This is a genomic window from Streptomyces sp. NPDC039423 (assembly GCF_055598725.1).
The window spans coordinates 477,245-491,260 of record NZ_JBVKAH010000001.1 but is presented as its reverse complement, the minus strand read 5'-3'; the positions used below and the strand labels follow the sequence as shown (position 1 = coordinate 491,260).

Sequence of the window (14,016 nt, the reverse complement as noted above, 5' to 3'; positions counted from 1 at the left end):
AAGATGTCACGGAGGGTGTTCGTGTCGTCATGCCCCAGCACGCTAGACACATCCGCCCGGCCCCGCCGAGCGGCCGTCAATTCCGTGGACAGCCCGGCAGTTGTGGAGAACCTGATCACCCGTGCGGGGGACGCACGGGGCGGGTGGTCACCGTGCCGAGACGACGACGCCCAGCAGCCCCGGCCCGGTGTGCGCGCCGATCACCGCGCCGACCTCGCTCACGTGCAGGTCGGCCAGGCCCGGGACGCGGGCGCGCAGCCGGTCCGCGAGGGCGGCGGCCCGGTCGGGGGCGGAGAGGTGGTGCACGGCGATGTCCACGGGGCCGGCTCCGGCCCGGTCGGCGGCGATCTCCTCCAGCCGGGCGATGGCCTTCGACGCCGTGCGCACCTTCTCCCGCAGCTCGATCCGGCCGCCCTCCAGCTCCAGCAGCGGCTTCACGGCGAGTGCCGATCCGAGCAGGGCCTGGGCCGCGCCGATGCGGCCGCCCCGGCGCAAGTACTCGAGGGTGTCGACGTAGAAGTACGCGGACGTGCCGGCGGCCCGCTTCTCGGTGGCGGCGACCACCTCGTCCAGGGTGCCTCCGGCCTCCGCCGTCTCGGCGGCGGCCAGCGCGCAGAAGCCCAGCGCCATGGCGACCATCCCGGTGTCGACCACCCGCACCGGCACCGGCGCTTCCCTGGCGGCCAGCAGCGCCGCGTCGTAGGTCCCGGAGAACTCCGCCGACAGGTGCAGCGAGACGATCCCCGTGACGCCCCGCCCGGCCGCCGCGCGGTAGGCGGCGGCGAACGTCTCGGGGCTCGGCCGCGAGGTGGTCACGGAGCGGCGCTTCTGGAGTGCGAGGGCCAGCGAGCGGGCCGAGATCTCGGTGCCCTCCTCCAGGGCCTGGTCCCCGAGGACGACGGTCAGCGGCACCGCGGTGATACCGTGCCGCTCCATCGTCCGCGGCGGCAGGTAGGCCGTTGAATCAGTGACGATCGCGACATGGCGGGACATGACCGGGAGGGTACCCCGGAGGGGGCTCCGTACGGCAGCCCGCCCCCGCCGGTGATCCGTTCCGGTCAGTTGGTGGTCTCGGGACGGGCGGACTTCTGCCAGGAGTAGAAGGGCTGTTGCCGGGGGTCCGGCGCCGTGATCGCCCGGGGCGCCTCGGCGTCGGCCGGACCCGTGGCGGCGTCCGCCGAACCCGTGGACGCGTCCGCCGGGCCCGTGGCGGCGTCACCGGTACCCGCGCCGGCCGGGTCCGAGGGCCGCGTCCGGTGCCGCGCGTCGACGCCCGCCGGGGCGTCCGCCCAGGAGAGGTCGTCCTGGCCGGCGCCGGCCCAGTGGCGCAGCGCTCCCGCCTCGACGTCGATCTGGGCGCTCAGCGACGCCAGGTCGTCGTCCGCGAACTTGCGTGCCCGGTCACGGGCCGCCCACCGCAGCGACTCCGCCGAGTGGGTGATCCGCTCCGTGCGCTCACGCAGCTCGCCGAGCTGCGCCGCGACCCCAGCCCGGTCCGGGTCCTTCTCCAGCCGCTTGAGGTCCTCGTCCAGTTCGTGCCCGTGGGCGCTGAGCCGCCGGAAGAGGTCCAGGGACTCCTTGAGCGAGGCGTCCTCGGCCGCCCCGGCCTCCAGGGCGTCCTGGGTGGCTCGCATCGACGTCCGCAGGGACAGCCGCAGTTGGGCCAGCTCGGCGGTCACACCGCCCGGTCCGTAGCTCTTGGCCCGCAGGGTGGTGTCCTCGACGGTGCGCCGCGCCTGGATGATCGTACGGTCCACTCCGCGCTTGGCGGCCTTGACGGCCTTGACCGTCACGTACACCCCCAGGGCGACGAAGGCGACGAAGAGCAGCGCCAGGATCGCGATCGCTTCTGCCATGGGGTCCCCTCGATGTCACTCGGTGCGGCTCGGACGCGGCCGTCCGTCGCCCTTCCACGGTAAACGGAACGGGCGGGCCGGGGGTTCCTCACGAACCCCCAACCTGCCCGTAGGGGAAAACACCCAGGTGTCACGCGGGGACGATGTTCACCAGCTTCGGTGCCCGCACGATCACCTTGCGCACGTCCGCCCCGCCCAGCGCGGTGACGACGGCCGGCTCGGCCAGGGCCAGCGCCTCCAGGTCCGCGTCCGTGATGGACGGGGGGACCTCCAGGCGCGCCTTGACCTTGCCCTTGATCTGGACGACGCAGGTCACGGTCTCGTCGACGAGGTACGCCGGGTCCGCGACGGGGAAGTCCTGGTGGACGACCGAGTCGGTGTGGCCCAGCTTGCGCCACAGCTCCTCGGCGATGTGCGGGGCCAGCGGCGCGACCAGCAGGACCAGCGGCTCGGCGACCGACCGCGACACCGGGGCGCCGGACTTCGTCAGGTGGTTGTTCAGCTCGGTGACCTTGGCGATCGCCGTGTTGAAGCGCATGGCGGCCATGTCCTGGCCCACGCCGTCGATCGCCTTGTGCAGGGCGCGCAGCGTGTCCTCGTCGGGCGCGGCGTCGACGACGGTCGCCTCGCCGGTCGACTCGTCGACGATGTTGCGCCACAGCCGCTGGAGCAGCCGGTACTGGCCCACCACCGCGCGCGTGTCCCAGGGGCGGGAGACGTCCAGCGGGCCCATGGCCATCTCGTACAGGCGCAGGGTGTCCGCCCCGTACTCGGCGCAGATCTCGTCCGGGGTGACGGCGTTCTTCAGGGACTTGCCCATCTTGCCCAGGACGCGGCTGACCTTCTCGCCCTGATGGAAGAAGGCGCCGTCGCGCTCCTCCACCTCGGCGGCCGGAACGGCGATGCCGCGCGCGTCCCGGTAGACGAAGGCCTGGATCATGCCCTGGTTGTAGAGCTTGTGGAAGGGCTCCGCCGAGGAGACGTGGCCCAGGTCGTACAAGACCTTGGACCAGAAGCGGGCGTACAGCAGGTGCAGTACGGCGTGCTCGGCGCCGCCCACGTACAGGTCGACACCGCCGTGCGGCTGTCCTTCGCGGGGGCCCATCCAGTACTGCTCGATCGCCGGGTCGACCAGGGCGGTGTCGTTGTGCGGGTCCAGGTAGCGCAGCTCGTACCAGCAGGAACCGGCCCAGTTGGGCATGGTGTTGGTCTCGCGGCGGTACTTCCTGGGCCCGTCGCCCAGGTCCAGGGTGACGTTGACCCAGTCCTCGTTGCGCGACAGCGGCGTCTCGGGCTGGGTGTCGGCGTCGTCCGGGTCGAAGGTGCGCGGCGAGTAGTCCTCGACCTCGGGCAGCTCCAGCGGCAGCATCGACTCGGGCAGCGCGTGGGCGGTGCCGTCCTCGTCGTAGACGATCGGGAAGGGCTCGCCCCAGTAGCGCTGGCGGCTGAACAGCCAGTCGCGCAGCCGGAAGTTGACGGTGCCCTCGCCGATGCCCCGGGCGGCCAGCCAGTCGGTGATCCTCGCCTTGGCCTCGACGACACCCAGGCCGTCCAGCGAGACCTCGTCGTTCGCCGAGTTGACGATCTTCGCGTCGTACGAGTCGAAGGCCTCGTCCCACGTCGAGGGGTCGGTGCCGCGGCCGTCCGAGGGCTCCACGACGCAGCGCATGGGCAGCTCGAAGGCGCGTGCGAAGGCGAAGTCGCGGGAGTCGTGCGCCGGCACGGCCATGATCGCGCCGGTGCCGTAGCCCATCAGGACGTAGTCGGCGATGAACACGGGGACGCGGTCGCCGCTGACCGGGTTGACGGCGTACGCGCCGGTGAAGACGCCGGTCTTGTCCTTGGCCTCGGCCTGGCGCTCGACGTCGGACTTGGACGCGGCCTGCTTGCGGTACGCGTCGACGGCCTCGGCCGGGGTGGCGTGACCGCCGGTCCAGACGTCGTGCGTGCCTTCGGGCCAGGCGGCCGGGACGATCTTCTCGACCAGCTCGTGCTCGGGCGCCAGGACCATGTAGGTGGCGCCGAACAGGGTGTCCTGGCGGGTGGTGAAGACGGTGATGGCGTCGTCGCCGACGGCGAAGTCGACGCGGGCGCCCTCGGAGCGGCCGATCCAGTTGCGCTGCTGGAGCTTGATGGCCTCGGGCCAGTCCAGCGCGTCCAGGTCGTCCAGCAGGCGGTCCGCGTAGGCGGTGATGCGCATGTTCCACTGGCGCAGCTTCGCCTTGAAGACGGGGAAGTTGCCGCGCTCGGAGCGGCCGTCGGCGGTGACTTCCTCGTTGGCCAGCACGGTGCCCAGGCCGGGGCACCAGTTGACGGGCGCGTCGGAGGCGTAGGCCAGGCGGTACTCGCCCAGGACGTCGGCGCGCTCGGCGGCGGTCAGCTCGCTCCACGCGCGCGTGGTGCCGGGTACGGGGAGCTCACCGCTCTCGAACCGGGCGACCAGGTCGGCGATGGGACGGGCCTTCTTCGCCTCGGTGTCGTACCAGGAGTTGAAGATCTGGACGAAGATCCACTGGGTCCACTTGTAGTAGTCCGGGTCGATCGTGGCGAACGACCGGCGCTTGTCGTGGCCCAGGCCCAGCCGGCGGAGCTGGGCCTTCATGTTCTCGATGTTCGCCTCGGTCGACACACGCGGGTGTGTGCCGGTCTGGACGGCGTACTGCTCGGCCGGCAGGCCGAAGGCGTCGAAGCCCAGGGTGTGCAGCACGTTGTGCCCGGTCATGCGCTGGTGCCGGGCGAAGACGTCGGTGGCGATGTACCCCAGGGGGTGGCCGACGTGGAGCCCCGCACCCGAGGGATAGGGGAACATGTCCATGATGAACTTCTTGGGCCGGGCGACGACGGCCGGGTCACCGGCGAGGTCTCCGCTCGGGTTGGGCGCCTCGTAGGTGCCCTCGGCGTCCCAGACGTCCTGCCAGCGTGCCTCGATGTCGGCGGCCATGGCCGCCGTGTACCGGTGCGGGGCTGCTGCCTCGGCGGCAGCCGGATTCATCTCGCTCATGGTCCTTGAAGCTCCATCGATCGTCTCTGCCGGTTGCCGCTCGGTGACGCGGCGAAATGAAAAATCCCCTCGCACAGGAGGGGACGCCGCGCCGATTCCGGGCTGGATGTTTCATCCGCCGGTACTGATCAGCGCGGCTCGCTAAGCAGGAGGCGTACGGCACGCATGGCGTCAGGGTACCGCAGGGCCCGGTGGAGCCGCATCGAGGTCCACGGGGCGGTCGTGCCGCGCGGAGGTGGTCCGGGGCCCCGGGGTTACTCCGCGTATCGACCCTATCCAGGGCAACCCCAAAGTCAGTTGTCGGTCGTTCCGAACTTCAAACGCCCAAAGCTCGTACCCGTTGGTATGCCTCGACTTAGCATGCGGCCACGGGACCTCTTTTCCGCACCACTGGAGTCGCCCCCCATGAACCCTCATCGCAAGATCCGCTCCTCGCCCGCCCTTCAGGCCGGAATGAGCAAGCCGGTACAGGGCGGGCTTTCCGCGGCTGCACTGGTCCTCATACCAGCGCTCGCGATAGGCGGGAGCGACAGCTTCCGGGCCGCCCTGGACTTCGCGACGGGCGTCCTCTCCCTCGTCTCGCTGACCGCTTCGGTCGCCTGGGGCCTGTTCGCCCAGGACCGGCTGCTGCTCTCCACCCGCAACCGGCTCCTCGCCCAGGCCATCCACCGCACCACCGCGGTCGCCTCCCTCGGCTTCCTCCTGCTGCACGCCACCGTCAAGGTGTCCCTGGGGCACGTGGAGCTCATCGGGGCACTCATCCCCTTCGGCCTGGGAGTGACCGGCACGTCCGGCCTGATCGGCTTCGGCTCGCTCGCCGGTCTGCTGATGGTGATCGCCGCGTCCACCGGGGCCGCCCGCAGCGCCCTGGCGGGCCGTGGCAGCATCGCCGCCCGCTGGCGGCCGCTGCACATGCTGGCCTACCCGGCGTGGTGCAGCGCGCTCGTCCACGGGCTCTACGCGGGTCGCCCGGCGGCCACCTGGGTGACCACCATGTACTGCCTGGCGCTCGCGGGCGCCGCCGCGGCCGTCTCGCTGCGGCTGCTGCCCCGCCCCGTCCAGCAGCGGCTCACCGAGCGCGTGCTGACCCTCGTGGGGCCGGGCTCGGACCGGCCGGGCCGCCCCCGGGGCAGGCGGCGGGACCCGTCGGTGGCCCCGCTGCCCGGTACGTCCGCCATCGCCGCGCCCGCCGGGTTCGAGACCTCCCCGTTCGAGCAGGAGCTCCGCCGGGAGCCGGCCGGCCGCCCCGAGGCGCCGTCCCCCGACCTCCCGCTGGGCGGCCGCCCGCGTGAACGGCCCCGCACCCTGACCCCGCCCGCCGCTCCGCCGTACGAGCCCGCCTTCCCCTCGTCCTCCACCACCACCTCCACCACGGGGGCGGGCATCTCCGCCGGGTACCGGGCCGTGTCCCTGGGCAACGCGTCCGGCGCCCCCACCGAGGAGATCCCGTACGCCGAGCGCGTCCCCATGACGGAGGAGCTGCCGGTGGTGACCGATGAACCGGCGACCCGTCCCGGCTACTGGCCGACCCCCTCCCCGCCGCCGCCCGCACAGTCCCCCGGGCCGGCCTCCTACACCCAGGAGACCGCCCAGCAGCACTCCTACGGCCACGGCACCACCCCGCCGCCGTACGGCGCCGCCGACGCCCCCGAGCCCGCACAGGGCCCCTTCCAGCAGCCGCCGGCCGGCGAGCCCTGGACCGCACCAGCAGGAGACCGCCCGTGAACGCCCCGCTCCCCGACGTCCCCGAAGTCCGTGTCGTCGGCCTCCCGCAGCTCACCCAGGGGTTCGACCTGGTCGAGCGGCTGGACCTCCAGATGCACCTGAAGGTGCACGGCCCGCTCGAACCCATGGGCGGTGAGCGCCTGGCCCAGCTCGCCGAGGAGATATCCCTGACCGGCCGCGGCGGCGCCGGGTTCCCCTTCGGCAAGAAGCTGCGCGCGGTCGCCAAGGCGACGATCCGGCGCGGGGTGCGCCCCGTCGTCGTGGTCAACGGCAGCGAGGGCGAACCCGCCTGCCGCAAGGACACGGTGCTGCTCAACCGCGCCCCGCACCTGATCCTGGACGGCGCCCTGCTGGCCGCGGAGGCGCTCGGCGCCCGCACCCTGGTCGTCGCGGTGACCCGTAACTCCACCGAGGTCTCCATCCGCGCCGCCCTGGCCGAGCGGGGCCTGTCCGACCGGCGCGGGCAGCGCCTGCGGGCCCGTGTCGTGCGCACCCCCGAGCGCATGGTGTCCGGTGAGGCCTCCTCGGTGATCCGCGCGGTCAACGGCGGCCCCGCGATCCCGCCGGGGCGCCGTGAGCGGGCGGCCGAGTCGGGCGTGGGGAACGCGCCGACGCTGCTGTCCAACGCGGAGACCTTCGCCCAGCTCGCCGTCGCCGCCCGGGTCGGGGCCGGCCGCTACAGCCAGCACGGCCTGGACAGCGAGCCCGGCACGGTGATGCTGACCATCTCCGGCCAGGTCGCCCGGCCCATGGTGGTGGAGGTCCCGACGGGCGTCCCCATGCGGTACGTCCTCCAGCTCGCCGGCGCCCCGCAGGTCCCGCAGGGTGTCCTGACGGGCGGGTACCACGGCAACTGGATCGACTCCATGGCCGTCGACAACTGCGTCATCTCCAAGCAGTCCATGGCGGCCGTGGGGGGCGCCCTGGGAGCCGGTGCGATCCTGCCGATCGGTCCGGACACCTGCCCGCTGGGCGAGGCGCAGCGGGTGGCGAACTGGCTGGCGGCCGAGACGGCCGGCCAGTGCGGCCCCTGCCGCCTGGGCCTGCCCGCGGCGGCCGGCGGCCTGTCGGACGTGCTGAACGGCGGCGGACCGGCCGCCCTGGAGGCGCTGCGTGAGGTCACCCAGGCCGTGAAGGGCCGCGGCGTGTGCAAGCACCCCGACGGGTCGGCCCGGTTCTTCGCGTCGACGCTGTCCGCCTTCACCGACGACCTGGCCGCGCATGTGCTGCACGGCGGCTGCGGGCGTCCGACGATCGGGGTGCTGCCGCTGCCCGAGCCGGGCTACCAGGAGGCCGTGGAGTCCATCCCGAGCGGCGAGAAGCTGGCCGTGGACTGGACGCTGTGCAAGGGCCACGGGCTGTGCGCGGACATCCTCCCGGAGCTGATCCGGATGGGCCGTGACGGCTACCCGGTGCTGGCGGACGCGTCGGTGCCGGTCCATCTGCGGGACCGCGCGCAACTGGCGGTACGGCGCTGCCCCGAGCTGGCGCTCCGGCTGGAGCAGGGCCCGCAGGATCGGCCCTCGCGTCCCGCGTTGCCGAGCGCCGACCGCAAGGCCCTCGGCAGCGGGCGGGGTTGACGGGCCCCTGGTCATGGTTCCCGGCGGCTCCGGCCGCCGGGAACCGTGACCAGGGACACGGCCCCAAAACCGCCACCAGGGACAGGGCCGCCCCCCCAAGCACACGAAGAAGGCGGGCCGTCCGATCGGACGGCCCGCCTTCTTCGTTCTGTGGAGCTAAGGAGAATTGAACTCCTGACCTCCTGCATGCCATGCAGGCGCTCTACCAACTGAGCTATAGCCCCTTGCCTGTGCCGCCTTCCAGAAGCTTCCTCCTGGTCGGGTCTCCCTTGCGGGCTTCCCTCGCGGCGACACAGAGAACATTACACGGTCCCCCCGGTGGTTCACCAAATCGTTTACGGGCCTCACGGCTCCGGCGGGTAGCGTCGCCCCTCGTGACCGTGACCCTGACCCTCCGGGCGCGCCTGCGGGAACTGCCCGTGGCCGCCGCCGCAACGGCCTGTGTGCTGTCCTTCGTGGCCTTCTGGATGGCGCAGCGCGCCGCCAACGTCACCATGCTGGACCTCTCCGTCTACCGCGCGGAGGGCGAGACGGTACTGGCCGGGGGCGATCTGTATGCGATGCGCGCCACATCGGCGAACCTCCCGACGACCTACCCGCCGTTCGCGGCGCTGCTGTTCACCCCGCTGACGCTGCTCGGGGTCCCCGAGATGCGGACCCTGGCCACCGCCGGGAACCTGCTCCTGCTGCTGGCACTGGTGCACCTGTCGCTGCGCCTGGTCGGCCGGGACCGGCCGGGCACGGCGCTGTGGGTGGCCGCGGTCCTGGTGTGGTGCGAGCCGGTGTGGACGACGCTGCGGTACGGGCAGATCAACCTGCTGATCGCGGTCGCGGTGCTGTGGGACCTGACCCGGCGGGCGGACAACCGGTGGGCCGGGGTGGGGATCGGGCTGGCCACGGCGGTGAAGCTGACCCCGGGGCTGTTCGTCGTGCTGCTCCTGGCCGTGGGGGTGACACGCGCGCGTGCGGGGGGCCCGGAGGAGAGGTGGAACCCGTGGCTGCGGCAGGCGGCCACGGCCACCGGGGTGTTCGCCGCGGTGACGGTGGCGTCCGCGCTCGTCCTGCCGTACGACTCACGCCGCTTCTGGACCGAGATGATCTTCGAGACCAGTCGGGTCGGGCGCAAGGAGGAGACGGCGAACCAGTCGCTGAACGGTGTGCTGGCCCGGCTGTTGCACACCACCGATCCGGGGGTGTGGTGGCTGATCGCGGCGGTCGTGGTCGGTGTGGCGGGAATCACGGTCGCGGTGCTGGCGGCGCTGCGGGACGACCGGCCGGTGGCCGTGGTGGTGTGCGCGATCACGGCCCTGCTGGTGAGCCCCATCTCCTGGTCGCACCACTGGGTGTGGTGTGTGCCGACGCTGGTCCTGCTGGCGACCCGCGCGCGGCCGGGCTGGACGGCCGGCGTGGGCCTGGTCTTCGCGTCGTTCGCCCTGTGGTGGGTGCCGCACGCGCCCGCCCCGGTGCGCCTGGAACTGCACCAGAACGGCTGGCAGATGCTGCTGTCCGGGCTCTACACGCTGGTCGGGCTGGGTGTGCTGGCCGCGTTCGGGGCGCGGCCGCGGCGGACGGGTCACGCGGTGGCGAACGAGTAGAACCGCTTGAGGGTGCAGTGCTCGTCGAGCAGGCGCCCGTAGATGGGCTCCCCCTCGAGCTCCCGGTAGGTCTCGATGGGGTCGCCTTTTATGATCAGCGCCCGCGCGCACTCCTCGCACCAGTACTGGTACTCGGCGTTGACCGGGTCCATGTCCCGGACGATCGGCGTACCGCTGCCGCACCAGTCGCATTTCCGCCTGTGCGCACCCATGATCAGCTCCAGCTGTGGCCGCAGGACGTGCACACGTAGGACACCCCGCCATTGTCACCGAGCACTTGGGCCACGTGGGCCGAACCGCAGGAGGGGCAGCCGAGCCCGAGGCGCGGCCGCGCCGCGGTGAGCGGGTCGGAAGCCTCCTCGAAACCGCTGGCCGCCATCGCGCACTCCCTCCCGTCCGGACCGTCGTCCCCCTCCGGCCGTCCGATTCTGCCATGGCCCGGCACGGGGGTCAGCGGGGTCGGCGCACCAGCCCCGCGGACGCCCCGACGACCGACGCGGCGGCCAGCGCCAGGGCACATACCCACAGCGCGTCGGCCGATGCCTGGGCCCCGGGCGCGGTGAGGCGGCTCAGGAAGAGCGTGCCGAACGTCGCGACGCCGATCAGCTGGCCGAGCTGGGTGACGGTGGCCAGCAGGCCGCTGGCGTCGGCGGCGTCCTCCTGGCGTACGGTCGCCAGCGCGCCGGTCAGGACGGGGCTGAAGGCGAGCGACAGCCCGACGCCCAGGGCGATGAACGCCCCGTACATCGCCGGACCGCCGGCCTGCCCGTCCCGCAGCACCCAGCCGGAGGCCACCGCGGCCGCGGCGCTGAGCAGGAACCCGCCCGGCACCAGGGCCCGCCGCCACGCCGCCGGCCAGCGCCGCCAGGTCAGGCCGACCACGCCGAAGACGACCGCGGTCGGGGCGAAGGTCAGGCCGGCGCGCAGCGGGCTGTAGCCCAGGCCGCCCTGGACGTGCAGGGTCATCGCGAACAGGAAGCCCGCGTTGACGCCCATCACCACGGCGATCCGCACCACCGCGGTGCCCATGCCGGGGATCCGCAGCACGCGCGGCGCGACCAGCGGGGCGCCCCCGCGCCGGGCGAGCACCGATTCGTGGCGGCAGAACACGGTGAACAGCACCGCCGAGCCGGCCAGGGAGACCCAGGTCCAGACGGGCCAGTCCTGCTCCTGGCCCAGGACCAGCGGCAGGGTGAACAGACAGACGGCTGCCGCCAGCAGTACCAGGCCCGGCAGGTCGAGGCCCCTGGCGCGCTCGGCGGCGTCCTCGCGGTCCCGGGGCAGGACGCGCGCGCCGAGCACCAGCAGGGCGAGCCCGATCGGGACGTTGACGAGGAACACGGGCCGCCAGCTCGCGCCGAACAGGTCCGCGCTGACCAGGACGCCGCCCACGACCTGACCGGCCGCCGCCCCGGTGGCGAGCACCGCGGAGTAGGCGCCGAGCGCCCGCACCCGTCCCTCGCCGGTGAAGTGGCGCTGGATGAGGCTGAGCACCTGCGGGATCATCAGCGCCGCCCCGGCCCCCTGGGCGAGCCGGAAGGCGATGAGCTGCCCGGCGCCGCCGGCGAGTCCGCACGCCAGCGAGGAGGCGGTGAACAGCGCGAGACCGCCCAGGTACATCCGGCGGTGCCCGACGAGGTCCCCGAGCCGGGCGCCGGTGATCAGCAGGATCGCGTAGGCGACCGTGTAGCCGGCGATGACCAGCTGCAACGCGGCTCCGGACGCGCCGAGTTCGGTACGGATGGTGGGTGCGGCGACATTGACGATGAAGGTGTCCAGCAGTGCCATGAACTGCCCGGCGAGCACCGCGCCGAGCAGCCACCGGGATGGATTGTCGGTGCCACCGTCTTTACTGAGTACGGGACTTGTCGTGGTCGTCGTCATGGCGTCGAGCCTGCCGCCGATCCAGTACGGGTAACGAGAGCCCGCTGGTCCTGGTACTGACAGCACCTGGCAAGGGCGGGGCGGTCCGTCGACCATGGGGGTGTGACGACGATGGCGGTACGGGACGAGCAGGCGTCCGGGCAGGCGGGCGAGCGGGCGTCCGGGCAGGCGGACGAGCAGGCGGGCCGGGCGGGGCAGCGCCGGAGGACGGAGCTGGCCGCCTTCCTGCGCGGCCGCCGGGCCAGGGTGACACCGGCGGACGTCGGCCTGCCGCCGGGGCTGCGGCGCCGCACACCGGGCCTGCGCCGCGAGGAGGTCGCCCAGCTCTCCGGCGTCGGGGTGACCTGGTACACCTGGCTGGAGCAGGGCCGCCGGATCAACGCCTCCGCCCAGGTCCTGGACGCGGTGGCGCGGACCCTGCGGCTGGACCGGCCGGAGCGGGAGCACCTCTACCACCTGGCCGAGGTGCCGTACGCGCCGGACCGGCCGGTGGACGTGGAGCGGGCGGGGCCGGAGATCCAGGGCATCATCGAAGCCCTGGACCCGCGCCCGGCCGTGGTCTACAACACGCGGTACGACATCCTCGCCACCAACCGGGCCTACCGGCTGCTGTTCGAGCGGCCGGGGTACGGCGAGTTCGGGATGCGCAACGTGCTCTGGACGCTGTTCACGGTGCCGGACCCGGTGTGCCCGCTGGTCGACAAGGAGGCCGAGCTGCCGCTGATGGTGGCGCAGCTCCGCGGGGCGTACGGGCGGCACGTCGGCGAGCCGGCGTGGGAGTCGTTCATCGCCCGGCTGACCGCGGCCAGCCCGTACTTCACCAGGTTGTGGGAGAGCGGGAACGTGGCGCCGCCGGGGCCGCGGGTGAAGACCTTCCGGCACGAGGACGTGGGGGAGGTCCGGATGACGTCGGTGTCGCTGTCGATCAACGGCATGCCGGAGTGCCGGATCGTGGCGTACACCCCGAACGACGAGGAGAGCATGCGGGCGATCGGCGAGCTGTGTGCCGGGAACACGGACACGGCGTGATGCCGGTCCCGGGACCGAGGGGGAAAGCACGAATCCCGCCCCCTGGTGGGGACGGGATCCGGTGTCTGTGGAGCTAAGGAGAATTGAACTCCTGACCTCCTGCATGCCATGCAGGCGCTCTACCAACTGAGCTATAGCCCCTCGTGTTCTTCGCGCTCCGCGCTGCGAACAAGAAGAACTTTAGCCTGTGACCTGCCGGAAAGTGAAATCCGGGTCAGTCGTCGTCGCCGAGGACCGGTTCGGGGAGCGTTCCGGCGTTGTGTTCCAGCAGCCGCCAGCCGCGCGCGCCCTCACCGAGGACGGACCAGCAGCAGTTGGAGAGCCCGCCCAGACCCTCCCAGTGGTGCGCCTCCAGGCCGAGGAGCCGGCCGATGGTGGTGCGGATGGTGCCGCCGTGGCTGACCACGACGAGGGTGCCGTCGTCGGGCAGCTTGTCGGCGTGCGCCAGCACCACGGGGGCAGCCCGGTCGGCCACCTCCGTCTCCAGCTCGCCCCCGCCGCGGCGCACCGGCTCGCCGCGCTTCCACGCGGCGTACTGCTCGCCGTACCGCGCCACGATCTCCTCGTGGGTCAGGCCCTGCCACTCCCCCGCGTACGTCTCGCGCAGCGCGGGGTCGTGGTTGACCTGGTGGCCGGTGATCGCGGCGAGCTGGGCCGCCGTGGCGGACGCGCGCCGGAGGTCGGACGCGACGATCGCGTCCGGCTTCAGGGCCGCGAGCAGCCGTGCGGCACGGCGCGCCTGGCCGACGCCCGTGTCGGTCAGCTCGATGTCCGTGGTGCCCTGGAAGCGGCGCTCCAGGTTCCACGCCGTCTGGCCGTGCCGCCACAGGACGATGCGGCGGCCCCTGCCGCCCTTGCTGCCGTTCAGCTCCGATCACCGTCCGGGGCGTCCGGGCCGTCCGTGGCGTCGGCGCCGGTGAGCCGGGCGTGCTCCTCCGCCTTGCCGCGGGTCTTCAGGGCGTCCTCGGGGAGCGGGAGCTCGGGGCAGTCCTTCCACAGCCGCTCGAGGGCGTAGAAGACCCGCTCCTCGCTGTGCTGGACGTGCACGACGATGTCGACGTAGTCCAGCAGGATCCAGCGGGCGTCGCGGTCGCCCTCGCGGCGGACCGGCTTGGCGCCGAGGTCCTTGTTGAGCCGCTCCTCGATCTCGTCGACGATCGACTTGACCTGGCGGTCGTTGGGCGCGGAGGCGAGCAGGAAGGCGTCGGTGATCGACAGCACGTCGCTGACGTCGTAGGCGATGATGTCGTGCGCGAGCCGGTCGGCAGCCGCCTGGGCGGCGGCGGTCACGAGCTCGATGGAGCGGTCAGTGGCGGTCACATGCAGGCTTTCGTCGGCGGTCCAGA

11 protein-coding genes and 2 tRNA genes are annotated in these 14,016 nt (G+C 72.8%); 4 read left to right on the top strand and 9 right to left on the bottom strand.

Going from position 1 to position 14,016, the window contains the following annotated elements; all coding sequences use genetic code 11:
* Positions 1-147 precede the first annotated feature (147 nt).
* The 3 genes from ACZ7LK_RS02090 to leuS form a co-directional block, all read right to left on the bottom strand.
* Positions 148-993 carry a DegV family protein gene (locus tag ACZ7LK_RS02090; protein ID WP_469463985.1) on the bottom strand — a complete coding sequence of 282 codons (846 nt, stop codon included), beginning with the start codon at positions 991-993 and terminating at the stop codon, positions 148-150.
* A 65-nt stretch (positions 994-1,058) separates the two neighbouring features.
* A complete protein-coding gene (locus tag ACZ7LK_RS02085) occupies positions 1,059-1,856 on the bottom strand; it encodes a hypothetical protein (RefSeq protein WP_392274823.1) in 798 nt (265 codons plus the stop codon).
* Positions 1,857-1,986: 130 nt separating this feature from the next.
* The gene (leuS, locus tag ACZ7LK_RS02080; RefSeq protein ID WP_392274822.1) at positions 1,987-4,857 is read right to left on the bottom strand and encodes a leucine--tRNA ligase; all 2,871 of its coding nucleotides are present in this window, start codon (positions 4,855-4,857) and stop codon (positions 1,987-1,989) included.
* Positions 4,858-5,262: 405 nt separating this feature from the next.
* On the opposite strand from leuS, the gene ACZ7LK_RS02075 reads away from it, so the two are divergent.
* Positions 5,263-6,582 (top strand): hypothetical protein, encoded by a 1,320-nt coding sequence (locus ACZ7LK_RS02075; protein WP_471137963.1) that lies wholly within the window; start codon positions 5,263-5,265, stop codon positions 6,580-6,582.
* Positions 6,579-8,162 carry an NADH-ubiquinone oxidoreductase-F iron-sulfur binding region domain-containing protein gene (locus tag ACZ7LK_RS02070; RefSeq protein WP_392274820.1) on the top strand — a complete coding sequence of 528 codons (1,584 nt, stop codon included), beginning with the start codon at positions 6,579-6,581 and terminating at the stop codon, positions 8,160-8,162. Before ACZ7LK_RS02075 ends, ACZ7LK_RS02070 begins: the two co-directional genes overlap by 4 nt.
* 151 nt (positions 8,163-8,313) lie before the next feature.
* Here ACZ7LK_RS02070 and ACZ7LK_RS02065 read toward each other — a convergent pair.
* Positions 8,314-8,386 (bottom strand) — tRNA-Ala (locus ACZ7LK_RS02065).
* Between the two features lie 150 nt (positions 8,387-8,536).
* Here ACZ7LK_RS02065 and ACZ7LK_RS02060 point away from each other — a divergent pair.
* On the top strand, positions 8,537-9,757 hold the full coding sequence (locus ACZ7LK_RS02060; RefSeq protein ID WP_471137961.1) for a glycosyltransferase 87 family protein: 1,221 nt from the start codon (positions 8,537-8,539) through the stop codon (positions 9,755-9,757).
* On the opposite strand, the gene ACZ7LK_RS02055 is transcribed toward ACZ7LK_RS02060, so the two are convergent.
* Both ACZ7LK_RS02055 and ACZ7LK_RS02050 read right to left on the bottom strand, forming a co-directional pair.
* The gene (locus ACZ7LK_RS02055) at positions 9,736-9,969 is read right to left on the bottom strand and encodes a hypothetical protein (protein ID WP_260226316.1); all 234 of its coding nucleotides are present in this window, start codon (positions 9,967-9,969) and stop codon (positions 9,736-9,738) included. The genes ACZ7LK_RS02060 and ACZ7LK_RS02055 overlap by 22 nt on opposite strands.
* 238 nt (positions 9,970-10,207) lie before the next feature.
* Positions 10,208-11,641, bottom strand: coding sequence for an MFS transporter (locus tag ACZ7LK_RS02050; protein ID WP_471137958.1), 1,434 nt, complete (start codon positions 11,639-11,641; stop codon positions 10,208-10,210).
* Between the two features lie 111 nt (positions 11,642-11,752).
* Here ACZ7LK_RS02050 and ACZ7LK_RS02045 point away from each other — a divergent pair, with 111 nt between their 5' ends.
* On the top strand, positions 11,753-12,670 hold the full coding sequence (locus tag ACZ7LK_RS02045; RefSeq protein ID WP_471138603.1) for a helix-turn-helix transcriptional regulator: 918 nt from the start codon (positions 11,753-11,755) through the stop codon (positions 12,668-12,670).
* A gap of 68 nt (positions 12,671-12,738) precedes the next feature.
* Here the strand turns inward: ACZ7LK_RS02045 and ACZ7LK_RS02040 are convergent.
* The 3 genes from ACZ7LK_RS02040 to rsfS form a co-directional block, all read right to left on the bottom strand.
* Positions 12,739-12,811: transfer RNA gene (locus ACZ7LK_RS02040), tRNA-Ala, on the bottom strand.
* Between the two features lie 73 nt (positions 12,812-12,884).
* Entirely contained in the window at positions 12,885-13,538 is a 654-nt protein-coding gene (locus tag ACZ7LK_RS02035; RefSeq protein WP_392274882.1) for a histidine phosphatase family protein, read from the bottom strand.
* Complete coding sequence (rsfS, locus tag ACZ7LK_RS02030) at positions 13,535-13,990, bottom strand: ribosome silencing factor (protein ID WP_471137956.1); 456 nt, start codon at positions 13,988-13,990, stop codon at positions 13,535-13,537. The genes ACZ7LK_RS02035 and rsfS overlap by 4 nt, the downstream gene beginning before the upstream one ends.
* Between the last annotated feature and the right edge of the window lie 26 nt (positions 13,991-14,016).

Bases quoted from the DNA above. Each gene is read 5' to 3' on its own strand.
- ACZ7LK_RS02090 (WP_469463985.1), bottom strand. From the start codon at position 993: ATGTCCCGCCATGTCGCGATCGTCACTGATTCAACGGCCTACCTGCCG.
- ACZ7LK_RS02085 (WP_392274823.1), bottom strand. From the start codon at position 1,856: ATGGCAGAAGCGATCGCGATCCTGGCGCTGCTCTTCGTCGCCTTCGTC.
- leuS (WP_392274822.1), bottom strand. From the start codon at position 4,857: ATGAGCGAGATGAATCCGGCTGCCGCCGAGGCAGCAGCCCCGCACCGG.
- ACZ7LK_RS02075 (WP_471137963.1), top strand. From the start codon at position 5,263: ATGAACCCTCATCGCAAGATCCGCTCCTCGCCCGCCCTTCAGGCCGGA.
- ACZ7LK_RS02055 (WP_260226316.1), bottom strand. From the start codon at position 9,969: ATGGGTGCGCACAGGCGGAAATGCGACTGGTGCGGCAGCGGTACGCCG.
- ACZ7LK_RS02050 (WP_471137958.1), bottom strand. From the start codon at position 11,641: ATGACGACGACCACGACAAGTCCCGTACTCAGTAAAGACGGTGGCACC.
- ACZ7LK_RS02045 (WP_471138603.1), top strand. From the start codon at position 11,753: ATGGCGGTACGGGACGAGCAGGCGTCCGGGCAGGCGGGCGAGCGGGCG.